Consider the following 22,593-nt stretch of genomic DNA (forward strand, 5'->3'; position numbering starts at 1 on the left):
ATGATCGTTCAAGATGTGTTTGAGAGTCGCGATGGATTCTTTGGCACGCGCACTCCGATGATCGCACCGCGCTGGTATCGCGACATCGACCCGAACGGCCGCCGCGCGTTCCGCAGCACCTATGCCGGGTTCAGCGTCGATGCGATGAACGTCCAGCTCTATTCGTTCATCCTGCCGCTGCTGCTGACGCTCTGGCAGCTCTCCCCCGCGGCGGGCGGGTTGCTGGCGACGGTGATGCTCGTCGCTTCCGCGGCCGGCGGGTGGCTGGCGGGACTGGCCTCCGACCGGTTCGGGCGCGTGCGCGTGCTGCAATTGACCATCGTCTGGATGGCGCTCGCCACCCTGTGCTGCGGGCTGGCGCAGAATTTCGAGCAGCTGCTCGTCGCCCGGATTCTCCAGGGATTGGGCTTCGGCGCCGAATGGGCAGTCGGGGCGGTGTTCATGGGCGAGATCGCCACTGCCGCGACGCGTGGCCGGCTGGTCGGAACCGCGCAGAGCGCCTGGGCGATCGGCTGGGGCCTCGCCGCCGCGACCTCCACGATCGCCATCGCGCTGCTGCCGCCCGAGCTGGGCTGGCGCGCGGCCTTTTTCGTGAGCTTGCCGCCGGCGCTGGCGATCTTCGTCGCGCGGCGACGCCTCTCGGAGTCCGCCACCTTCCTCGCCGCCCCCGATGCCGAAGCGTGGCACCGGATCTTCTCGCGCCGGATGCGCGGTAATACGGCCCGGGGCAGTTTGCTCGCGATCGGGACGCATGGCGGTTATTGGGCACTCGCCACCTGGTGGCCGACGATGCTGCGGCTCGAGCGCGGCATGACCTCGGCGAAGGCCGCGACGCACATGGCAGTGCTCGTCGGCGGATCGCTCGCGGGCTATGTGCTCGGCGCCACGCTCGCCGACCGGATCGGCCGCCGGGCGACGCTCGCCCTGTTCGCGCTCGGCGGGATCGTCACGGTGCTCCTCGCCACGGAAGCCGCGATTTCCGATGCCGCGCTGCTCGCGCTCGGCGTCCCGCTCGGGCTCTTCGCGATGGGTCTCTACAGCGCGATCGGGCCGGTGCTGAACGAGCTCTACCCGACGCGGCTGCGCGGCTCGGGTCTCGGCTTTTGCTACAATGTCGGGCGCGGCGTGGCTGGCCTCGCTCCGTTCGCGGTGGGCGGCAGCATCGCCGCGATCGGCATCTCCCGTTCGATCGGCCTCTATGTATGCCTGGCCTATCTGCTCGTGCTGCTCGCCGCGGGGCTGCTGCGCGAGACGCGGGGCATGGAACTCGCGCCGGTATCGAAGGGCGCCTAGAAGCCGAGCTCGGTGAGGCTCGGCTGGTCGGCGGGACGCGGTCCTTCGGGCCAGCGCAGCGCGCGCTCATGCCCCTGAATCGGATGCTCGTTGGCCGCGGTGAGACGGCGCCGGACCGATCCGGCAGCGTCGAACTCGATTTCCTCACTGCCATAGACCCGAAACCAGGTGCCGCTGTCGTTGCGGAACTCCGCGGCGTGGCGGGTGCTGAGCCGATGATCGCCCTCCGCCCAAAGCTCGATGACGATGCGAAGCTCGATCTCGCGGCGCAACTGGCGTTCGAGAAAAGTGCGAATCTGCTCGCGTCCCCACAGGAAGTTGACGCGGTTGCGCCACTGGCAATCGATCGCATTCGCGAGCAGGATCGCCTGCAGGTCACGGCGGTTCCAGGCGTCCTCGGCAGCGCGGGCATGCTGCTCCATCGCCGGACTGAATCGGGGCATCGGACTTGAACCTCATCAAGGCGTCTCCCGATTATGGCGCGGGGCGCGGCCAGGGCCAGTTAGGCGCTGTTAGTTTTCGAGAATGACGCAGCCGGCTCACAGCAGATCATAGCGATTAACGGGCGCTCCCTTTCCGACAAGGCTATCACCATGCCGTTCTCTGCTGCCGAAAGGACCCGAGCCATGTCAAATCTTTTGCCCGAAACCGTCACGGATCGTCGCGGCTTCGTCCACCGCGCGGCCGCGATCGCCGCGGCGCTGGCCGGAGGCGCCGTTCCGACGCAGACGGCACGGGCGTCGTCGCCCGCTTCCCCCCTTGGGCCGGTCAAGCAGATAGACGCCGGGCCGCTCAGCATCGGCTATGTCGAAATGGGCCCCGCTTCGGGGCCGGCGATCCTGCTCTTCCACGGCTGGCCCTATGCGATCGACGCCTTTGCCGACGTGGCGCCGCTGCTCGCCGTGCGGGGCCATCGCGTGATCGTGCCGCATCTGCGCGGCCATGGCAGCACGATGTTCCGCTCGGCAGAGACGCCGCGCAATGCCCAGCAGGCAGCGCTCGCGGCGGATGGGCTTGCGTTGATGGATGCGCTCCGCATCAAGCAGGCGACCGTCGCCGGTTTCGACTGGGGCGCGCGCACCGCAGACATCATGGCGGTGCTTTGGCCCGAGCGCTGCAAGGCCCTGGTCTCGGTCAGCGGCTATCTGATCGGCAGTCAGGCCGGCAACGCCAGGCCGCTGCCGCCACAAGCCGAGCTGCAATGGTGGTACCAATTCTACTTCGCGACGGAGCGCGGCAAGGCCGGCTATGCCGCGAACACCAAGGCATTCAACCAGCTGATCTGGCAACTCGCCTCGCCGAAATGGAAGTTCGACGCCGCGACCTTCGACCGTTCGGCCGCCGCGTTCGCCAATCCCGACCATGTCGCGATCGTGATCCACAATTATCGCTGGCGGCTCGGGCTCGCCGAGGGTGAGACCCGATACGACGCGATCGAGGCGAAGCTGGCCGTCGCACCGCCGGTGACGATCCCGTCGATCACGATGGAGGGCGACGCCAACGGCGCGCCGCATCCCGATCCCGCCCAATATCGCGGCAAGTTTACCGGGCCTTACGAGCATCGGCTGATCGCCGGCGGGATCGGCCACAATCTGCCGCAGGAGGCCCCGGCCGCGTTCGCCAAGGCCGTGCTCGACGTCACCCGGTTGGCCGGCTGAGGAAGCAGGTATGCAGCGTCTCGCAACCGGCGGGCTCACGCTCGCCGTCTTGATCTTCGGAGTGTCGGCGGTGGCCGCAGCGCGGCGTCCGGCACAAAATGTCTCGCCGGTCTACGGAGTCGCGCTCCCCAAGGGCTATCGCGACTGGCAGCTGGTCAGTGTCGCGCGCGAAGCGGGCAAGAACAACGATATCCGCGCCATCCTCGGCAACGGGATCGCCGTGAAGGCCTTCCGCCAGGGCAAGCGCCCTTTCCCCGACGGCTCGGTCCTCGTGCGACTGGCGTGGCGATTTCAATCCTCGCCACGCAACGACAGCGTCTTCCCCGCTCCCCAATCCTTTATCGCCGGCGACCTGATCAACGTGCAGGTCAGCGTCAAGGATTCGAAGCGCTACGCCGCGAGCGGCGGCTGGGGCTATGGACAGTTCGAGAACGGCGCGGCGAACCAGGATCCCGTCCTCACGCAGGCTTGCTTCATTTGCCACGCAAAGCTCAAGGCGCTCGACGGGAAGGCGGATCTCGTCTTCACCGACTATTCGCAATAAGGGTCGCCCGCGACCGGCGACGCAGAGGCGAAGCCGGCCGCGGGCGTGGCGCCGGCGGCGTTGGGGGGAACGCCGGCGCGCAGCTCAATGGGCGGTCGCCGCCTTTTCGATCAGCCCCGCCACCGCCGGCGCGTTCGAAACCATCACCACGTGCGAGGCGCCCTTCACCACCAGCGTTTCGCGCGACTTCGCCCGATCGGCCATGAACGCCAGCGCGGCGGGCGGGATGTTCCGGTCCTTGTCGCCATAGACGAACCACGAAGGAACGTGCTTCCACGCCGGCGCGGTGGAGGCCTCCCCCAGCGCCGCTTCGGCGACGGGGCGCTGACCGGCAGCCATCAGCCGCGCCTCGGCCGCGGGCACGTCCGCCGCGAACTGATCGTGGAAACGCGCCTGGAGGATGTAGAGGTCATTGCCGCCGCTCGCGAGCTTGACCGGCGGCGCCAGCGTCGGTGCGAGCGTGCTGCCCGGGAACTTGCCTGTCAGCCCGAGCGCGGTCTCGCCGGCCTCGGGCGCGAAGGCGGCGACATAGACCAGCGCCTTGACGTTCGATGCACCCTCGCCCGCCTCGCTGATCACTGAGCCGCCGTAGCTATGGCCGACGAGCACGACCGGGCCCGGTACGCTGTCGACCAACGCGCGCACCGCATCGGCATCGGCGCGGACGCCGCGCAGCGGATTGGCGGCGGCGATCACCCTATAGCCGTCGCGCTCCAGAATCCTTATCACGCCGTTCCAGCTCGACGAATCCGCAAAGGCGCCGTGGACGAGCACCACGGTGGGTTTGGCGGTCTGGGCCTGCGCGACGAGCGGCAGCGCCGCGGTGACGAGCAGCAGGCCCTCCACAATCAGCTTCTTCATGTCGGTCTCCTTCGCAATGGGGTCAGACGAGCCGCACCATGGCGTCGATGTTGCCCTTGATCGCCTTCGAATAGGGGCAGGTGCGGTGCGCCGCTTCGATCAGCTGACGCGCGATTTCGGGCTCGACGCCAGGAACGCTGACGTTCAGCCGGGCGGCGAGCGCATAGCCGTCCTGCCCGTGGCGCAGGTCGACCTCGGCGTCGATCCCGAGATCGGAAGGAAGGGTCACGCCTTTGGCCTTGGCGGCGATCTCCATGGCGCCTTCGAAACAGGCAGACCAGCCGGCCGCGAACAACTGCTCGGGATTGGTGCCCGCGCCCGGGCTGCCCGGAATGGCGAGCTTGAGATCGAGCCGGCCGTCCGAGCTGCGGGCGGCACCTTCGCGACCGCCGGTCACATGGACATGGGCGGTGTACAGGGTCTTGGTATCGGACATGGTCTTCTCCTTGGGGGATGAGCTCAGCGAAGCGGACGGAAGGCGGTACGCACTTCCTCGGCGAACAGCGCCGGCTGTTCCCAGGCGGCGAAATGGCCGCCGTTGCGCGCTTCGTTGAAGTAGAAGAGATTGGTGTAGCAGCGCTCGGCCCAGCTTTTGGGCGCGCGGAAGATCTCGCCGGGGAACACACTCACCGCGACCGGCAAGTCGATGATGCCGCGCGCATTGAAGTTGTTGGAGTGATCTTCCCAATAGATCCGCGCGGCGGACGCGCCCGTGCCCGTAAGCCAATAGAGCGAGATATCGTCGAGGATCGCGTCGCGGCCGAGGACGCGTTCGGGATCGCCGGCGGGATAGGTCCACTGGCCGATTTTCTCGTACATCCACGCGGCCATGCCGATCGGCGAGTCGACCAGCGAATAACCGATGGTCTGCGGCCGGGTGTTCATCATCGCCGCATAGGCCGAATTGTCGCGGTAAAAGGCCTCGAGCTGGTCGAATGCGCCGCGCTCCTTCGGCGTCAGGCTCGCCGGGGCGGGATCGCCGGCGGCGAGGATCTTGGCGATGTCCGCGGGGACCACCGCGGGCATGTTAAGATGGATGCCGATCAGGCCGGGCACGTGCTGCAGCGCCATGCGCTGCGAAATCACCGAGCCGCAATCGCCGCCTTGGCTGACATAGCGGTCATAGCCGAGCCGCTGCATCAGCACCGCCCAGACACGGGCGATATGATCGGAGCCCCAGCCCGGCACCGTCGGCTTCGCGGAGAAGCCGAAGCCCGGGATCGACGGGATCGCCAGATGGAAAGCGTCCTCGGCCTTGCCGCCATGCGCGGTGGGGTTCGTGAGCGGCCCGATGACCTTGAGGAACTCCAGGATCGATCCCGGCCAGCCATGAGTGAGAAGCATCGGCATCGCATTCGCGTGGCGTGAGCGGATATGGATGAAATGTATGTCGAGACCGTCGATTTCGGTCAGGAACATCGGCAAGGCGTTGAGCCTCGCCTCGATCTTGCGCCAGTCATAGCCCTGCGCCCAGTAGCGCATCAGCGGCTCGAGCGTCTGGCGGCGCACGCCCTGGCCGTCATCGGGGGCCGGCTGGGCGTCGGCCCAGCGCGTCTCGGCGATGCGGCGCTTCATCGCCCGGATTTCCGCCTCGGGAATGGCAATCCTGAAGGGTCGGATGGCACCGCCGTCGGGTTGAGCGCGAACGATGGACGGCATGGCGCTGAGCGCCCCCGCCACGCCCGCTCCGACGACGAACTGACGGCGCGAGGGTTGGTCTGCAAACATGGGGTTTTCTCCCGATCTGGTCGCGCTCAGATGTAGAGAAGCGACGCAGCGACGCCCGTTAAGTGCAGTGATGCGGCGTTAGCGCCGACGGGACCGGCTTTCAGAAACTAACGCGCGCCCGGCGACGGCTAACGGGCGGCGCCGCGCCGGCAGCCTATATCCGCAGTGACCGGCACAGGAGGCAGGCACCATGGATCAGAGACGTTCGCTCGGCTTCTCCGCCGCCGCAGTCGCGGCGGCTGCCGCCACCACCGCCCCGTGCTTCGGCGATGCGCTCGGCCTCGTCCAGTCTCCGGCCAAGGCCAGCGACGCCGTGGCCGGAGCGCCCTTCCATTCTGCCCCGCATCCGCTCGAAGTGCTGCAAGACGCCGCGCCATGGCTGCTACCCGCATCGGGCGGTCCCAAGTCGCTGCGCGGCAAGGTCGTGATCGTCAATTTCTGGACCTACTCCTGCATCAACTCCCTGCACGCGCGTGGAGCGAGCGCTACGCAAGCAAAGGGCTCGAGGTGGTGGGCGTTCACGCGCCTGAATTCGGCTTCGAACAAAACGCGGCGAACGTCCGCCGAGCCCTTGGCCAGCTCGATGTGCGCTATCCGAATATTCAGGACAATGATTATGCGGTGTGGCGCGCCTTCGCCAATCGGGGCTGGCCCGGCATCTATTTCATCGACGCGCAGGGCAAGGTGCGCGGCTATCGGCTGGGCGAAGGCGGCTATGACGACGGCGAGCAGCTGATCCGCACGCTGCTGGCCGAGGCCGGCCACGACGTTTCCGACGTGCCGCTGGCCCCGATCGAGGGCAAGGGTGTGGAGGCGCAGGCAGGCTGGGCCGATCTGGGTTCGCCCGAAGCCTATCTCGGCTATGCCAAGGCGGTCGGCTTCGCCTCTCCGGGCGGTCTCCGCAACGATGCGACACGCAGCTATGCGCCCGCCGCAAGCCTGTCGCGCAACCGCTGGGATCTGGCGGGCAGCTGGAAAGTCGGCGGCGAATATGCGGCACTGGAGAGCGGTCCCGGCACGATCCGCTTCCGCTTCCATGCCCGCGACGCGCATCTCGTGCTGGGCGGCGCGGCCGATGGCCGTCCGGTTCGCTTTCGCGTGACGATCGACGGCCGCGCGCCGGGCGCCAGCCACGGCGTCGACGTCGATGCGGCCGGCTGGGGCGAAGTGAAGGACGACCGGCTCTACCAGCTTGTCCGTCAGTCCGGCGAGATCGCCGATCGCACCGTCGCGATCACATTCTCGCGCCCCGGCGTGCGCGCCTATGTCTTCACCTTCGGTTGATGGGAGCGAAACCATGACACGGACCTGGCTGGTGACCGGCAGCTCGCGTGGCTTCGGGCGCGCGCTGTGCGAGGCGATCCTCGATGTCGGCGACAATCTGCTCGCGACGGCGCGCGATCCCGATCAGCTCGCCGGCCTCGGTGACGGCCGTCCCGGAAAGCTCGCCACCGCCCGGCTGGACGTGACCTCGGAAGAGGACGCGATCGCAGCCGTCGCCACGGCGATCACTACGTTCGGGGCGCTCGACATATTGGTCAACAATGCCGGCTATGGCGATATCGGCTCGGTCGAGGACACGCCGATCGACTCCTTCCGCCGCCAGATCGACACCAACTTGTTCGGCACGATCCTGATGACCAAGGCCGTGATCCCGCACATGCGCGAGCGGCGGCGCGGCCATATCGTCCAGTTCTCCTCGGTCGGCGGCCGGGTCGGCGCGCCCGGACGTGCGCCCTATTCCGCTGCCAAATGGGGCGTCGAGGGCTTCTCCGAAGTGCTCGCGCAGGAAATGAAGCTGATCGGCGTGCGCGTGACGATCGTCGAGCCCGGCGGCTTCCGCACCGATTTCGCCGGATCCTCGACTACGCTCGATACCGGCCGCGCCGAATATGACGCCGTGGTCGGCAATGCCGCGCGCATGCAGGCGGCGTATCACGGTCAGCAGCCCGGCGATCCGCGCCGCGGCGCGCAGGCGATCCTCGCGATCGTCGCCGACGACGACTCCCCCCTCCGCCTGCCGCTCGGCAGCGACGCCGTCGCCGCAATCGAGCGCGGCGACAAAGCCCGGCTCGCCGAGCTCGAGCGCTGGCGCGCGCTCAGCGTCTCGACCGATTTCCCGAAGGAATAATCGCCCGGCAGGATTGAGACGCGCCGCCGCGCGCGGCATGGTCGGCCGACCAGACAGGGGTAATGGCGGATCGTGGCGGACCTGGATCAGCAGCTTGGCGAACGCATGTGCTTCGGGCCCTTTTGCCTGTCCCCGGCCGCGCGCCTGCTGACCCGCCACGACGAGCCGGTCGAGATCGGCGGACGTTCCTTCGACTTGCTCGTGGTGCTCACCGAGCAGCCCGGCCGCGTCCTCTCCAAGCGCGAGCTGCTCAAACGCGTGTGGTCGGACGTGGTGGTCGAGGATGGAAGTCTGCGCTTCCACATGGCCGGGCTGCGCAAGCTGCTCGGCGACGGCGTCGACGGCGCGCGCTACATCGCCACCCAGGTCGGAGTCGGCTATGCCTTCGTCGCGCCGGTCGAGCGTCACGGCGGCGCGGCGGCGCGGCGCCCGGAGGAGAGCGTCAGGACCACCAACGCCACCAACCTGCCCGCGCGTCTGCCGCATCTGATCGGGCGCGAGCGCGACGTGGAACTCCTCGTCGAGCGTGTCGGCGATACGCCGCTCTTCTCGATCGTCGGTCCGGCGGGCGTCGGCAAGACTTCGCTCGCGGTCGAGATCGGCCACTCGCTGGCGCCCCTGTTCGAGGATCAAGTCGCGTTCGTCGACTTCAGCATGCTCGAGAACATGGCGGTGGTCCCTTCGATGATCGCGGGCGCGATGGGGATCGCGGTGCAGAGCGAGGATCCGCTCGCCGTGATCCTCGGCCATATCCGCGACCGGCCTTTCCTTCTCATCCTCGACAATTGCGAACATGTCATCGAGGCGGTTGCCGGCACCGTCGAGCGAATCGTCGAGGAGGCGCCCCGGGCACGGGTGCTGGCCACATCGCGCGAGCCGCTGCGCGTGCGCGCCGAACATGTCCTGCGCCTCGACGCGCTCAACTATCCCGAGGATCTGTCCGGACTGACTCGCGAAGAGTTGCTGGCCTATCCGGCGGTGCAGCTCTTCCGAGAGCGCGCCACTGCCGCCGATAGCACGCTCGTGCTCGACAACGAGGCCGCCCGGCTCGTTGCCGAGATGTGTCAGCGCCTCGGCGGCATGGCCTTGCCCATCGAGCTGGCCGCCGTCCGCGTCGCGACGCACGGCATCGAAGCCACCGCGCGCCAGCTCGGCGAGCGGTTCAGCCTCGGCTGGTCGGGCCGACGCACGGCCCAACCGCGCCAGCAGACGCTCCAGGCGACGCTCGACTGGAGCTACGATCTGCTCTCCGATGTCGAGCGTATCGTGCTCGAGCGGCTCTCGATCTTCGTCGGCCCCTTCTCGATCGACGCCGCGCTGGGCGTGGTGGCCGACACCGGCATCGGATCGGACGAAGTCGCCGTCGCACTAGACGAACTCACCTCCAAATCGCTGATCGCGCCCGATCGCTCGCGCCGCACCGGTACCTATCGGCTGCTCGAGATGACTCGCGCTTATGCCCGCGAAAAGCTGCGCGCGCGCGGCGATGACGCGCAGGCTGCCATCGCGCGCCGCCACGCCGCCTTCTTCCTCACCGAACTCGAAATGGCCGAGCAGGAGGAAGGCGTGCTGCAGGACGCCCGGCCGCTCCGACCCCAGCTCGGCAATATCCGCAGCGCGCTCGACTGGTGCTTTGGACCCGAGGGCGATCGCCGGATGGCAGTGCGCCTCGCCGCCGCCAGCGCGCCGGTGTTCCTCAACCTGTCGCACCTGATCGAGTGCCGCATTTGGTGCACGCGCGCGCTGGGCGAAATCGCGGACGACCAGCGCGACACCGCGCTGGAACTCGAGCTTCAGGCCGCCCTCGGCATCACCCTGATGTTCACGCGCGGCAACAGCGAGGCGGCGGGGAATGCGCTCGCCCGCGCGCTCGAGATCGCCACGGCGCTTGACGACAAATGGAATCAGCTGCGCCTGCTCGGCCGGCTCCACATCTTCCACGAGCGCGTCGGTGAATACGCCGTCGCGATGCGCCACGCCGATCGCGCGGTCGCGGTTGCCGAGGCGATCGGCGCACCCGAGGCGATCGGCGTCGCCTCCTCGCTTTCGGGAATTTCGCATCATCTGGGCGGCGACCAGAAGCATGCGCGGCGGGCGCTCGAACTTTCGCTGCAATTGAGCCCGCCCTCCGCCCGAGGCCGGACGATCCATTACGGCTTCGATCACCGGAACCGTTCGGGGATCGCGCTCGCACGAACCTCGTGGCTCTTGGGCGACGCCGAGCGGGCCGGCCGCCTGGCGCGACAGTTCGTCTGCGAGGCGGCGCGGCTCGATCATCCGCTCACCCACTGCATCGCGCTGATCTGGTCGCTGTCGGTCTTTCTATGGATGGAGGATTTCGCCGCAGCCGAGGCCGATCTCGCCGCCTTCACGGAATGCGCCGAGGTCAACGCGCTCGGCCCCTATATCGCCGCAGCGGCGGGGTTTCGCGGCGAGCTGGACATCCAGCGCGGCCGGACCGGCGACGCGCTCGGCGCGGTCGAGGAAAGCCTCTCGCGGCTCCGCGCAGCGCGCTACGAGCTGCTGACCACACCCTTCTCGATCGCGCTCGCCCGCGGCCTCGCCGCGGAGTCGCGTATCGGCGAGGCGCTGGCGTTGATCGACGCCACGCTCGCGCGCTGCGAAGCCAATGGCGAGCGGTTCGCGGTGCCCGAACTGCTCCGCCTAAAGGCGCGGATCATGGGTTCCGACGGGATGGAAGAGAATGCGCACGTCGCGATACTCGAGAAAGCGCAGGCCCTCAGCCGCGAACAAGGCGCGCGCGCATGGGAGCTGAGAGTGGCCGCCGACCTCGCCGCCAGCGATCAGGGACTCCAGCCGGGCTAGGCGGCAGCCATCTCGATCCGGCGCGAGATCCCGATCGCTTCGAGGAAGCGATCGTCATGACTGACGACCAGAAGCGCGCCGTCGAAAGCGCTCAGCCCGGCCTCGACGGCAGCGATCGAGTCCATGTCGAGGTGATTGGTAGGTTCGTCCAGCACGAGCAGCGGCGGCGGCTTCACGCCGCCGAGTACGCAAGCTAGCCCCGCACGCAACAACTGCCCGCCGCTGAGCGTCGCCACGTGCCGGTCCGCGGCCTCCGCCCTGAACTGGAACCGCGCCAGCGCCGCCCGGCAATCATTGTAGACCATGTCGGGATTGAGCGCGCGGAAATTCTCCGCGATCGTGGCCTCGGCGTGGAGGATGCTCACGTGCTGGTCAAACCAGGCGAACGGCACATGGACCGTCGCCCGCCCCTCCCATGGCGTCAGCTCACCCGCGATCACCCGGAGCAGCGTGGACTTGCCCGAGCCGTTCGGCCCGCAGATCGCCACCCGCTCGGGGCCCGCGAGATGCAGCGACACGTCGTCCAGCAACGGGCGGTCGGGGGCATGGCCGAACCGGACATGCTCCACGTCGAGCACGCGGGTTCCTGCCGGAAGGTTGCTGGAGGCCAGCTGCACGGTCATGGCCGCGGTCCGCTCAACGCGGCTTCGCGCCATAGCAAGCGACTGATCGGCCTCGGCACGCATCCGATCGGCGAGGCGCGCGCCTTCTCCGCCGGTCTTCTCCGCGCGATCCCTGCGCGCGCCCACCAGGATGCGCGGCAAGTCCCCGCGCGTACCCCGTCGGCTGCCGACAGCATCGCGGCGTTGCTGCCGCTCCACGGCTTGCTGCGCCTTGCGCGCGACCTCGGCGGTGCGGCGCTCGGCCGAGGCGAGATCGCGTTCCACGGCCTCCTGCTCGACGGCCTTGCGCGCCTGATACGCGCTCCAGTTCCCGCCATAGCGCGTCGCGCCGAGCGAGGTCAGCTCGACGATCGCGTCGAGGGATTCGAGCAGCTCGCGATCGTGGCTGACGACCAGCGCGCCCGCGCGCCAGCCTTCGAGCAGCTCGCGAACCGCTCGGCGGCCGTCGCGATCGAGATCGTTGGTGGGCTCGTCGAGCAACAGAAAATCGGGTTCTCGGAACAGCACGCCCGCGAGCGCCGCGCGGGTCCGCTGCCCGCCGGAGAGGCTGACGAGCCGCGCGTCCAGCGCCGCGTCCAATCCGACCTTGGCCAGCGCCTCGGCCGCGCGCGCCTCGAGCATCCAGTCAGCCTCGGCCAACTCGTCGATCGATGCCGTGCCCGCTTCCGCCTTGCGCAACAACGCGAGGTCGGCAGACGCGCCCATGAGATCGGCAACCGTATCGCCTGGAGACATCTGCACCATTTGCCGCAACGTACCGATCGAGCCCTCCACCGCGATGCGACCGCTGTTCGCGGTCACAGCGCCCGAGATGAGCTTGAGAAGCGTGCTCTTGCCGACGCCGTTACGACCGATGATGCCGGTGCGTTCGGCCTGGAAGCTGAGCGAAATGTCCGAAAGGACGGCCTGTCCGTCAGGCGCGGACCAGGAAAGGCTGGAGAGGGTGATGGAAGGCATGAATCGTGGCTTTCCTGACGGCGAGATTTGAAGACGCTGCTGTCAAAGCCAAATCCATGTCGCTGCACACTCCGCTTGGTAGCGCCCGAGATAGGAGGCGAGCCGTCGCCTCACAAGTCACGCGAGTTCCTGTTGCGGGGATGCAATCGGTCCAGGATTGAGCGCCCGCTTTCGCGAGCGGTCGTCGCGCCGCTGAAGGGCCGGAATTGGGGCGCAAAGCGGTCGTCCTCGTATATCCGCCGCAAGGCGTAGCCTGATCCCTCACCGGCTGCCCAGCGTCGCAAGGGCAAATGACGCCAAGAGATCAAACAGACATGGAACACTCCTCGAACACTCTTGCGAAGAGTGTTCGACGCGCCCGTTATGAAATCCGAAGCAGTGACAGAACGTGGTACCTGTGGTGGTATCTGGTTCCACAGAATGAATTAAACCTTCATGCATATAGGATTAAGTGGACAACGCTGGCAGACTCCGTCTCCGTCTCCGCCAGCGCTCAACGGCGCCGGGAATGCAAGATGCGGAACATTCGGTAGCAGCATCGCATCGCCGGTTGGCCCGCTTCATCGGCTTTGCGGTTCGGAGCACTGCGCGCATCGTCCTTCGACTTCGACGATCGGCCGCGTCACGCGGAATCCGCAGCGTTCGGCAGCTTCCGCGATTTTTTGAAAGGACGTCTCGCCCGTGACCCGCCCGACTGCCCCGCAGGCGGTGCAATGGAGATATATTTCCTCCGGCGCATGCGTCGGCACATAGCCCCGGCAGGTAAGCAGCCTGTGCAAGATGCCGCGTTCGACGAGCTTGTGCAGCGCCCGGAAAACCAGGCTGGCGGTGACGGTCTCGCCCTGGTCCCGCAGCATTTCGATGAGCATCAGGCCGGTCAGCGGGCGCGCTTCGCGTTCGAGAAGCACGACGAGAAGCTCGTCCAGCGCGCCCGCTTCCCGGCGCGCTCTAGCCATGGCGATGCGGCCAATGACGCCGGTGCAGGTTCAGGATGTGTGCGCTTGCGAGACACAGGCTTCCGCCGATGGTCATTGCGGTTTCGGCCGACGTCTCGGCGAAAGCCAGGGCTCCCGTCGTCATCAACGCCAGCCCGATACTGCCCAGCACCAGCGTCTCGCCCCGGCCGTGGCGGCGCAGCGCGGCCACCAGCGCGATCGCCGACATGGGTATCGCGAATGCCAGCATCCACAAATGGAAGCGCTCGGGGATGGCGATCCCCCGCGACAATGCCGGCAAGGCCGCGAGCAGAAGCGGGAGACCCGCGCAGTGGATCAGGCACAGAAACGAAGCGCCAATCGCGGTTCGGTCAAGCCAGTCGGTGATCGAAGCGCGCGCAACCTGTTCGCGGTGCATGCTCTTCTCCAGATATGAGAGGTGGGTGACGGCGCGCTCGCCGCGCCGCGTCGAATTACGGCGGCACCGACCGCGTCGCGCCCAGGCGCGAACGCGGACCGGCACCGCCGCCCCCTTTACCCTGCCTAGAAGCCGACCCGCACCGTCGCGCGGAGATCGCGCCCGCCGAGCGGAGCGAAGTCCTTGAGGAAGCTCGAATGCCGCCGGGCCTCCACATCGAAGATGTTGTTGGCGCTCAGCAGCAGCGAGATCCTGTCGTTGCCGGCAAAGGGCTTGAACCCGATCGAGGCGTTGACGAGCGTGTAGTCGGCCGTCGGGGTTTCGAACGGCGCGATGCGGTTCTGTTCGAAGACATGCTCGGCCTCGGCGCGGGCGGTCACCCGATCGGATTGCGCCTCGATACCCCCCAACACGCGGGCGGGGGGAATGCGTGGGACCGGGCCTGCATCGACGATCGAGGCGTGGACATAGTCGCCGAGGGCATCGACGTTGATCGCATAGCTGCCGAGCTGGGCCAGCCGGACCGAGGCATCGGCTTCGAAGCCGTAATAGCGTGCGTCGGCCTGCTGATATTGGAAGCAGGGCAGGTCGACCTCGCGGCCGCTGGGTGCCGCGGCGGTCTCGCAGACCGAAGGATCGACCTGGTTCTCGGAGATGTAGTTGGAGAACCAGTTGTAGTAGGCCGAGGCATCGAGGCTGAAGCGATCCTGGTGGACGTGGAGCGTACCCTCGATGCCCCAGGATTTTTCGAGCCTGAAATCCGGATTGCCGACTTCCCACGATTGGGTGCCGGCATGGCCGCCGCGCGCGAAGAGCTCTTCGGCGGATGGCGCGCGCTCGGTTCGCGAGGCATTGAATCCGATCCGCACGCCATCCGTCAGTTCATAGGACAGGCCCGCCGAACCGGAGATCGCATCGAAACGGCGCGTGCCGGAAAAGAATCGTGCGTCGCCGGCAAGCGGCGTGGCCGCGAGGCTGGTCGATTCGTAGCGCAGGCCGCCTTCTGCGCGGAGCGCGCCGAATTCGAACTGCTGCAGCGTGAACATGCCCAATTGGCTGGTGCGGTTCCTGGGGAGGAAGGCTTCCTCGCCGTCCACGTCAAAGTCGCGATGGAAATATTGCAAGCCCGAAGCGCCGCTCCAGCCGCTGCGCTTCGACTGGATCAGTTCGAGGCGGCTCTCGATGCCCTTGTTGTAGAAGGCAGTGCCGATCTCGCCGTCTTCCTCGAGCTCGAAATGGCGATAATTGGCATAGCCCGCGCGGACGCGGATCTTGTCGAGGAACCCGCCACCGGTTTCGACTTCACCGCGCAGGTCGACCCGGTTCTGGACGACGCTCAGTCGTGGCGCTTCCTGCTCCTGACCCGATTCGGTCGCATAGCGGATCGGCACGCCGTAAAGGCTGTCATAGTGGCTGTACGAAATGCCGAGATTGCCGGTGTCGGTGACCAGCGCCGCGCCGACGCCCGCAGTCCAGGTGCGCGCCGCGGTATTGGGAAGCGTATCCTTGAGCGCGGCGGACGCGGCGAAATCCGGGTCGTCGGGCGTGGTCGGCCCCGCCGCCGCTGCCAGCGCCGCGGCGCGTGCATTTGGCGACAGGACATAGCCGCCAATGTCGAGGTCGTCGCTCTTGAGATACGAGCCGTCGGCGTGGAGCACGATCTTGCCGAGCCCGACATCGCCGGCGGCGCCGACCGAGCGCTCGTTCGCGGCCGAGCCGTAGCTCGCGATCGCGTTGACGCGGTAGCCATCCTCGGGAGCGGCGCGCGGGATGCGGCTGTCGATGACATTGACCACGCCGCCGATCGCCGACGAGCCATAGAGCAGGGCCGAGGGGCCGCGAACGATCTCGACGCGATCGGCGAGCAACGGATCGATGACGACCGCGTGATCGACCGAGGTGTTCGACACGTCGATCGAGCCGATCCCGTCGGTCAGCACGCGGATGCGCTCGCCCTGGAAGCCGCGCAGGATCGGGCGCGACGCGCTGGGGCCGAACGACGTCGCCGAGACGCCGGGTTGCCGGGCGAGCGTCTCGCCGATGCTCGGGCGCAGATCGCGGGTGAGTTCCTCGCCCGAGACGACCGAAGTGCCCGCGAGCACGTCGCGCTCGCTGGTGGGGAGGATGCCGGTGACGACGATCTCGTCGCCCCTGGTCACGCCTTTGTCCTGTCCGTCGGGCGCGGCATCGGTGGGCACTGCCGGCGAAGGGGGGGATGTGTCGGAATCGGCGGACCGCGCGGCGGCGGGGAAAGCGAGCGCGAGCGAAGCTGCGCTCAGCAGAAACAAGTGACGCATGTGTTCAACTCCAGGAACCTTGTCAGTTTTCTTGGAGGCGCCGCACGCAGCCACGCGCAGCGATGCGCGTGGCCATCAGGGGCATCCTCAGGCCTGGTGTTGGTGGGGTGGCGCCCGGCTCTGCCAGAGATGCGACCGGCTCCGGCGCTGAAGCTGCCGGGGACGGAACGCGGTGACGAAGAAAGCAAGCGCGGCGGGCTTCGCGACGACGGCCGGCGTCGGCAGAATCGCGGGGCCGGCACTCGCCGCCTCGCAGATCGGGCAGTTTGCGGGGGAATCGGGCGCCGAATCGTCGCGCCTGTCGTTCGCGCTATTGCGTTCGGTCTGCGCGGCGCCGAATCCGATTTGCCGGTGCTGATGCGCCTGGGCGATGACACCCTGCCACAGCAAGGCGAGCAGCAACGCGCACAGCAGGACAAGCCGCTTCGCCCCGGCCGCGCCCCTCTCCCTCCGCGACCGACCGGCGGCGGCACGAGCCTTGTCGGCCCGATCAAGGGAGGGGGTGCGGGACAAACTGGAACAGTCTCAAATTCAGGAGCAGCGTAGCAATTCTGATATGTTGTATTATCTCATCAGGCAAGCCCCCTCTGCCCGTCAATCCTTGCAGACCGGTATGATTGCCATGGTCATGGGCGCGCCCCCGAAGCCGGGAACCGCGCGATTCTCCACGCCGACATTCTTGCAGGTTTGCCCCGTCCATGGAGAAGCGGCTTCTTGCCGGCAGGTTTTCCAGCCTGCGCGATCTGCCGGCCTTCACTCGCCAGCGGCGGACAAATGCCTTCCGAGACGAGCTGCCGGCGGAAGCGATTCCCCTCTTCGGTGGCCCAGGCATCCGCACTTGCCCTTCCGTCGACGCGCTGCCGGCGCCGATACTCGCTGATCATGCGACGCTTCTCCGCAGGGGGTAGCGCATCCATCGAACAGGGCCGCGAGGCCGTCTGAGGGCGATCATGGGCATGGGCTCGCATAGTCGCCGGTGGCGCGATCACAGGGGCGGGGGTGCTCGCCGACAGTAGCGCAAACAGCAGATTCGGCATCATGGGCGAATCCTCCCGGGGCGAAGCGGCCAGCCTCCGCAGGCTCGCGATCGGATGTGCCGGAATCAATCGCCGCGCCTGCGACGAGCGCGGGGACCTCACGGCTCGGCTCGAACATTGTCGAGCCGAGCCTGGCAGGGAAACGTTACATGCGGAAAGAGATGCTGCCGACGAGGGTGCGGCCATTCTTGTAGAAGGCCGAGGGCCGGTCCGGGGTGCCGCTATATTGCAGATAGGTCTCGTCGAGCAGGTTCTGCGCCTGCACCGCGAGCGTGACATTATCGGTCAGCTTGAACGACGCCGAGGCATCGAGCTGATTGTACGGCGCGACCATTTCCTGCGAGCCTAGCCGCCCGATCGTCCGGAAATAGGCCGAGCGGTAATTATAGCTCAGCCGCGCCTGGAACGGTCCGCTCTCGAAATAGGGAATGATGTTGACGGTGTGCTTCGAGAGATAGGGGAGGTTGAGCGTCTCGTTGGTGTCGAGCGTGGTCGAGGTGCTGCTCTCCTGATAGGCATAATTCGCCTGAATGCCGAACCCGCCCCAGATCTCCGCCTGACCATGGACGAGCACGCCGTTGACCTTCGCCTTGCCGCCATTGACCGGCTGCGAGACGCTGTACCGGCTTTCGAGCTGCCCGGTCAGCGAGTTGAACAGCGTGACGCCTTCCCGGCGGGTGTTGACGATGTAGTTGGAAATCTCGCGGCGATAGAGTTCGAGCGAGAGCAATGCGCCGGGGGCCGGATAGAATTCCGCGGTGACTTCGTAATTGGTCGATTCATACGGCCGCAGATTGGGATTGCCGCCGCCGGCGTCGTACGTGACGTCGTTCTGGGTAATCGACGCCGCCAGATCCTGATAGCGCGGCCGCGAGATCACCTTGGCCACTGCGCCGCGGAAGATCAACCTGGGGTTGACCTCATAGGCGATATTGAGTGCCGGCAGGAACTTCAGATAGTCGGACGACGTGCTCGTCGGCACCGGGCGCGGATTGGGATCGGCCGGGGTCGGCAAGGTCAGCGCATATTGCGACAGGTCTCGCGTATAGACCAGCCGTCCGCCGATATTGCCGCGCAGGCCGCCATGCTCGAAATCGAGCTGGGCGTAGCTCGCGACCACCGTCTCCTTGACGCGGGTCGAGGCGCCGACCTTGTCGACCAGCGGCGAATTGATCGCATTGGCGAGGATGTCGATGACCGCTTGATCGGCGAGGTTGAGATACTGGGTTGCGCTGCCGCTGCCGCCGGTGCCGTCGAAGATCCCGTCCGGGGTGACCGCGGTATCTACCCCCAACCCGGAGCCGAGCAGCGACTGCTGGAGATAGGAGTTCACGCCGCGCGCGTCGACGCGATTGATATGGTGGTTGAAGCGGCCGCCGAGCTGCAATTGGGTGAAGAAGCCGCCCACGGGAACGGTCGCGTCGAAGCCGGCATAGACGTCGCTGTCGGTGGTGACGCTGTAATCGAGCCCGCCGATCTGCGCGGCGACGAGCGGGGTGCCGTTGACCAGCACGGGACTGCCTTCGATCGTCGCGGGATTGTTGTTCGGATTGGTGAAATAATTCGCCGGGTTGGTCAGATCGCCGACGAAATTGACGTCCGCCGAAGTCGGGCTGATCGAATAGCTGAACGGCAGCCGGGTCTGGACGTTGAACAGATATTCGGGATTGCGCCCGCCGGTCGCCTTGCTCCAGCCGCCCGAGAAGGACAGTTTGGCGCCGTCATCGCCTTCCCAATCGGCGAAGAAATTGAGATTGTCGGTCTTGAGCCTGGTGCGACGGACTAAAGTATCGAGCTGCGCGCTCTGGCCGGTCGCGGCGCCGAAGCTGGCGTCGGTCACCACGCCGTTGGAGATGGTGGCCGATTGCAGCACGTCGCCGGTCCAAGCGCCGGGGATCGTGTACATCGACTGGCTGTAATTGTTGTAATTGCCCTCGATATGGGTGCCGTTGAGCGTGAGCGTCAGATCGCTCGACGGACGCACCTGCACGGTGCCGGCGACGCTGACGCGTTCGCGCTGCTGCTGGAAATAGGCATAGTTGATGCCGAAGGGCGACGCCGCCTTGTCGAGATCGGCGAGGGTGCCGCCGGTGATCACCGCGCCCGGATTCTTGAGCACGCGTTCACCGGCCGCATTGGTCGTCATGAACGGGCTGCCCGAGCCATTGGCATTGTCGTAGCCGAAGAACTCGACGCCCGAGCGCACGAGGTTCTGCTTGTCGTAGGTAGCGGCGATCTGGGCGCCGAACGTCTCCGCGTCGTTCTTCCAGCTGTATAGCCCGGAGGCGCGGATATTCCCCTTCTCGGCGCGGTCGTTGTACGAATAGCCGCCCGATGCGAAGATCGAGTTGGCCTTGAGTTCGAGCGGGCGGCGGGTGCGGACGATCACGGTGCCGCCGAGGCTGCCTTCCTCGATCCGCGCCTCGGGCGATTTGTAGACCTCGAGCCGGTCGACCAGCTCGGGGGCGAGCAGCGAGTAATTGAAGGTGCGGCTGCTGGGATCATTGTCGTTCCCGCCCCAATCGGCCGAGGCGAGGCCATGCCCGTCGAGCAGCATGCGGTTGAGCGCGGGATCGGTGCCGAGGATCGCGACCTTTTCGCCCTCACCGAAGCGGCGATCGATCGAGACGCCGGGAATGTGCGACAAGGATTCGGCGACGTTGCGATCGGGGAACTTGCCGATATCCTCGGACGAGATCGCGTCCACCACGGCGTTCGCATTGCGTTTAATCTCGAGCGCCTGGCGAAGGCTGTTGGCATAGCCGGTGACGACGATCTCTTCGCTGGCGGGGTCGGCAGGCTGGGCCGCGGTTTCGCTCTGCGGCGTCGTGTCGGGGGCCTGCTGCGCCTGAGCGCCGGCGGCGAAGCCGGTAAGGGCCGAGGACAGAAGGACGGCCTGGCGCAAACGCTTCATGATATTCCTCTTCATACGCGCGGCACTGAATGTGCCGCCTCATTATCGAACGCGCCCCCATTTGCCTTTGTCAGTCGACCCCGGGGGCGATGTGAGGCGTACCAATCACGAGCGCTAATGCATACCATTGCGTCACCGGTTGTCCCTCTGCGTAGCGCGCGAAAGGGGCCGCCTGTCGCAGAATAGCCGAAATTCAGCGCTTCGCCTGACCTTAAAGGTACGGTTTTGCGGAAATGGTATGGTACCAATATCTGCGATGCTGCCGAGCTTGCGCACGGGGCCGCTTTCCAAGCTCGCGATAGCGTTTATGGTCGCCGCGATGTTTGGAACCCTCGCCCTGCTCGCCCTGTCCGTCGCTCTGCCGTCGCAGGCAGGCGATGCCGATATCGACTCATCCCAGGTCCGCGAAGTCGATGCGATCGAATGTCGTCTCGACGTGCCCGGTTACACTCAATTCGCCATGGCGGTCGGCGAGGAGGGCGGCATCGCGAAAGCGCGTCACTGGAAGAAGATCGACTCTGGCAATCCGTTCATGAACGAATATGCGCTGCCGACGCCCATCGTCGTGGCGGGATCATACAGCACGAGACGCATTGCCTTCACCGCCGATGCGATTCTCGCGATCCTCGATCTGGCGGATCCGGGCGTGATCGCACGGGGCGCGCAGGTCGAGAATGCGCTGGACCCCGAACCGATGATCGACGAGATGGTCCGCTCGGGCAAGGCGACCCGGGCTCAAATGGAAGCCGAGAGCAAGTTCCGCAAATTCCTCGGCGAGCGCGTCTTGAAGGAGGTCACCGAGCCCGCGGCCAAAGGAGAGAGCTTCGGCAGCCGCTTTGTGGTGGCGCGCAGCATTTCCAACGTCACCACGCATCCGGGCAAGACCTTCTACGGCTGTGCCTATCGGATGGAAATCCTGGACGAGAAGGGAGTGCCGCTTTGACGGGGCGCATGCCCCGCCGGCGTCGTGCAATTTTCGGGGGATGGCCGGCGATCTCGATGGCACTCGCTGCGGCGGCACCTGCAACCGCGCAATCCCTGCCCGACATCTTCATCGGGACCTTGGCCACCGAGCGGGGGGAAGTGATCCTCACACGCTGTGATCTGGGCCGCACGCGCTATTTGCTGCGCGACGACGAGGATTCGCATCTTGTCGCCGGCTATCGCGTCGACCCGGTCCCCGGCTATGCCGAAGTGATCGGACGCTATCGCGAGGAAGACGGGCATCCCGCGCTCATGGTCAGCGGGTTCGCCGCGCAATTTCCCGGGCGCAGCTGCCATTTGTCCGACCTTGCGGGCCTCGCCGATGCTCGCCAGAGCGCGCCGGACGCCCCCGCGAGGCGGACGACCGACCCGGCCGGCCTGGCGGGCCATTATTACCTTTCGGGCGTCATGGAGACGGGCTCGGAGCTGCTGTTGCGCCCCGACGGCTCGTTCGAATGGTATCTGAGTTACGGCGCGCTGGACCAGACGGCGCAGGGCAGCTGGCGGGTCGAAGGCGACGCCATTGTGCTTGCCACGACCCCTGTCCGCACCGACCGGCCGATGTTCGCCTATCTGCGAACCGAGCCGTGGAACGATGCGGCCGGACAGGAATATCGTCGGCGAAAGCGGACAGAGATGGAAGACCGCGTTCGCGCGCGTTGCCCTTTCCTCCCCGAATTGGAAGTCCCGGCGACGCTCGCGCCGATGATCGGCGTCGAGGGGCCGGCAGCTGCGCCGGCGGCGGTGCTTCGTGAACAGGCGGCCGCGGCCTTGCAGGCGGCCGGCGCCGCGCGGACCAAGGTCGAGGCGCTGGCGCGCAATGCGGCGTCCGAAGGCGGGGAGGCCGAGGTCGAACGCGTGATCGAGGCGCAGGCCGCGTGGTCGATCGCGCGCAACGCCGCGTTGGAAGCCGCGCACAGAGCGGGTCTGCCCGAACCCGCGCTGCGCGATCCCGTGCTACCCGAGATCTGCACCCTCCCGGAGGAAGTCGCAGGCGATTTGCCGCAAGAGGCGGCCGGCGGGCTCGCCGTGCGCGTCACCGATCTCGCCTCGGACAAGCCGCTGCGCAGGGTGCAGGTCGCGCTTCGTTTTGCCGACGGACGTGTCGAGAATCTGACCACGGCAGAGGGCGGTTTCGCGTTCATGGCCGGCAAGGCGACGGAGCCGGCGGTGAGCGCGATGCTGCATATCGACGGCGTGCCGGCGAGCGAAGCCATGACCTTCCTCCCCGCGCGCAGCGGGATCCTGCGCTTCTCAGTGGATCTGGAGCAAGCGACCAGGCCACCATTCACTACGCTGCGGCTGCGCATTGCCGGCAATGCGCTCATCCCCGAAGGCTTTGCCGGGGGGCGCTACGAGCGCCAGCCTTGAGGATCGGCTTTCAGAT

At 66.9% G+C, this 22,593-nt stretch carries 18 protein-coding genes; 8 read left to right on the forward strand and 10 right to left on the reverse strand.

Features of this window, described 5'->3' with window-relative positions; all coding sequences use genetic code 11:
• Nucleotides 1-57: 57 nt before the first annotated feature.
• Nucleotides 58-1,293, forward strand: a complete 1,236-nt coding sequence (locus Q9Q95_RS13880; RefSeq protein ID WP_306097731.1) for an MFS transporter — start codon at nt 58-60, stop codon at nt 1,291-1,293.
• On the opposite strand, the gene Q9Q95_RS13885 is transcribed toward Q9Q95_RS13880, so the two are convergent.
• Nucleotides 1,290-1,736 carry a DUF1348 family protein gene (locus Q9Q95_RS13885; RefSeq protein WP_306097732.1) on the reverse strand — a complete coding sequence of 149 codons (447 nt, stop codon included), beginning with the start codon at nt 1,734-1,736 and terminating at the stop codon, nt 1,290-1,292. The genes Q9Q95_RS13880 and Q9Q95_RS13885 overlap by 4 nt on opposite strands.
• A 183-nt stretch (nt 1,737-1,919) precedes the next feature.
• On the opposite strand from Q9Q95_RS13885, the gene Q9Q95_RS13890 reads away from it, so the two are divergent.
• Nucleotides 1,920-2,951, forward strand: a complete 1,032-nt coding sequence (locus Q9Q95_RS13890; protein WP_306097733.1) for an alpha/beta fold hydrolase — start codon at nt 1,920-1,922, stop codon at nt 2,949-2,951.
• A gap of 10 nt (nt 2,952-2,961) precedes the next feature.
• A complete protein-coding gene (locus Q9Q95_RS13895; RefSeq protein WP_306097734.1) occupies nt 2,962-3,495 on the forward strand; it encodes a cytochrome P460 family protein in 534 nt (177 codons plus the stop codon).
• 84 nt (nt 3,496-3,579) lie between these two features.
• Here Q9Q95_RS13895 and Q9Q95_RS13900 read toward each other — a convergent pair whose 3' ends face one another.
• The 3 genes from Q9Q95_RS13900 to Q9Q95_RS13910 are packed head-to-tail and all read right to left on the reverse strand — an operon-like array spanning nt 3,580 to nt 5,931.
• On the reverse strand, nt 3,580-4,356 hold the full coding sequence (locus Q9Q95_RS13900; protein ID WP_306097735.1) for an alpha/beta fold hydrolase: 777 nt from the start codon (nt 4,354-4,356) through the stop codon (nt 3,580-3,582).
• Nucleotides 4,357-4,378: 22 nt separating this feature from the next.
• Nucleotides 4,379-4,792: an organic hydroperoxide resistance protein gene (locus tag Q9Q95_RS13905; RefSeq protein ID WP_306097736.1), complete on the reverse strand. Its 414-nt coding sequence runs from the start codon at nt 4,790-4,792 to the stop codon at nt 4,379-4,381.
• Nucleotides 4,793-4,815: 23 nt separating this feature from the next.
• Nucleotides 4,816-5,931: an epoxide hydrolase family protein gene (locus Q9Q95_RS13910; protein ID WP_306097737.1), complete on the reverse strand. Its 1,116-nt coding sequence runs from the start codon at nt 5,929-5,931 to the stop codon at nt 4,816-4,818.
• Between the two features lie 660 nt (nt 5,932-6,591).
• Between Q9Q95_RS13910 and Q9Q95_RS13915 the strand changes: the two genes are divergently transcribed.
• From Q9Q95_RS13915 to Q9Q95_RS13925, 3 genes are all read left to right on the forward strand, one after another.
• Nucleotides 6,592-7,368, forward strand: a complete 777-nt coding sequence (locus Q9Q95_RS13915; protein ID WP_306097738.1) for a thioredoxin — start codon at nt 6,592-6,594, stop codon at nt 7,366-7,368.
• A 13-nt stretch (nt 7,369-7,381) separates the two neighbouring features.
• On the forward strand, nt 7,382-8,215 hold the full coding sequence (locus tag Q9Q95_RS13920; protein WP_306097739.1) for an oxidoreductase: 834 nt from the start codon (nt 7,382-7,384) through the stop codon (nt 8,213-8,215).
• Nucleotides 8,216-8,287: 72 nt separating this feature from the next.
• Nucleotides 8,288-11,041 (forward strand): winged helix-turn-helix domain-containing protein, encoded by a 2,754-nt coding sequence (locus tag Q9Q95_RS13925; protein ID WP_306097740.1) that lies wholly within the window; start codon nt 8,288-8,290, stop codon nt 11,039-11,041.
• Here Q9Q95_RS13925 and Q9Q95_RS13930 read toward each other — a convergent pair.
• The 6 genes from Q9Q95_RS13930 to Q9Q95_RS13955 all read right to left on the reverse strand — a co-directional run bounded on the left by Q9Q95_RS13930 (nt 11,038) and on the right by Q9Q95_RS13955 (nt 20,222).
• On the reverse strand, nt 11,038-12,621 hold the full coding sequence (locus tag Q9Q95_RS13930; protein ID WP_306097741.1) for an ABC-F family ATP-binding cassette domain-containing protein: 1,584 nt from the start codon (nt 12,619-12,621) through the stop codon (nt 11,038-11,040). The two genes, Q9Q95_RS13925 and Q9Q95_RS13930, sit on opposite strands and share 4 nt — an antisense overlap.
• A 560-nt stretch (nt 12,622-13,181) precedes the next feature.
• Nucleotides 13,182-13,577, reverse strand: coding sequence for a hypothetical protein (locus tag Q9Q95_RS13935; protein ID WP_306097742.1), 396 nt, complete (start codon nt 13,575-13,577; stop codon nt 13,182-13,184).
• Nucleotides 13,570-13,974, reverse strand: a complete 405-nt coding sequence (locus tag Q9Q95_RS13940; RefSeq protein ID WP_306097743.1) for a MerC domain-containing protein — start codon at nt 13,972-13,974, stop codon at nt 13,570-13,572. Before Q9Q95_RS13940 ends, Q9Q95_RS13935 begins: the two co-directional genes overlap by 8 nt.
• 125 nt (nt 13,975-14,099) lie before the next feature.
• Nucleotides 14,100-16,271, reverse strand: a complete 2,172-nt coding sequence (locus Q9Q95_RS13945) for a TonB-dependent receptor (protein WP_306097744.1) — start codon at nt 16,269-16,271, stop codon at nt 14,100-14,102.
• 87 nt (nt 16,272-16,358) lie between these two features.
• Entirely contained in the window at nt 16,359-16,784 is a 426-nt protein-coding gene (locus Q9Q95_RS13950) for a DUF2946 family protein (protein WP_306097745.1), read from the reverse strand.
• Nucleotides 16,785-17,453: 669 nt separating this feature from the next.
• The gene (locus Q9Q95_RS13955) at nt 17,454-20,222 is read right to left on the reverse strand and encodes a TonB-dependent receptor (RefSeq protein WP_306097746.1); all 2,769 of its coding nucleotides are present in this window, start codon (nt 20,220-20,222) and stop codon (nt 17,454-17,456) included.
• A 256-nt stretch (nt 20,223-20,478) separates the two neighbouring features.
• On the opposite strand from Q9Q95_RS13955, the gene Q9Q95_RS13960 reads away from it, so the two are divergent.
• Entirely contained in the window at nt 20,479-21,165 is a 687-nt protein-coding gene (locus Q9Q95_RS13960) for a hypothetical protein (RefSeq protein WP_306097747.1), read from the forward strand.
• 56 nt (nt 21,166-21,221) lie between these two features.
• On the forward strand, nt 21,222-22,577 hold the full coding sequence (locus tag Q9Q95_RS13965; protein WP_306097748.1) for a hypothetical protein: 1,356 nt from the start codon (nt 21,222-21,224) through the stop codon (nt 22,575-22,577).
• The last annotated feature ends 16 nt before the right edge of the window (nt 22,578-22,593 follow it).

Origin of the sequence: Sphingomonas sp. DG1-23 (genome assembly GCF_030730875.1) — a bacterium.
Classification (GTDB): Bacteria; Pseudomonadota; Alphaproteobacteria; order Sphingomonadales; family Sphingomonadaceae; genus Sphingomonas.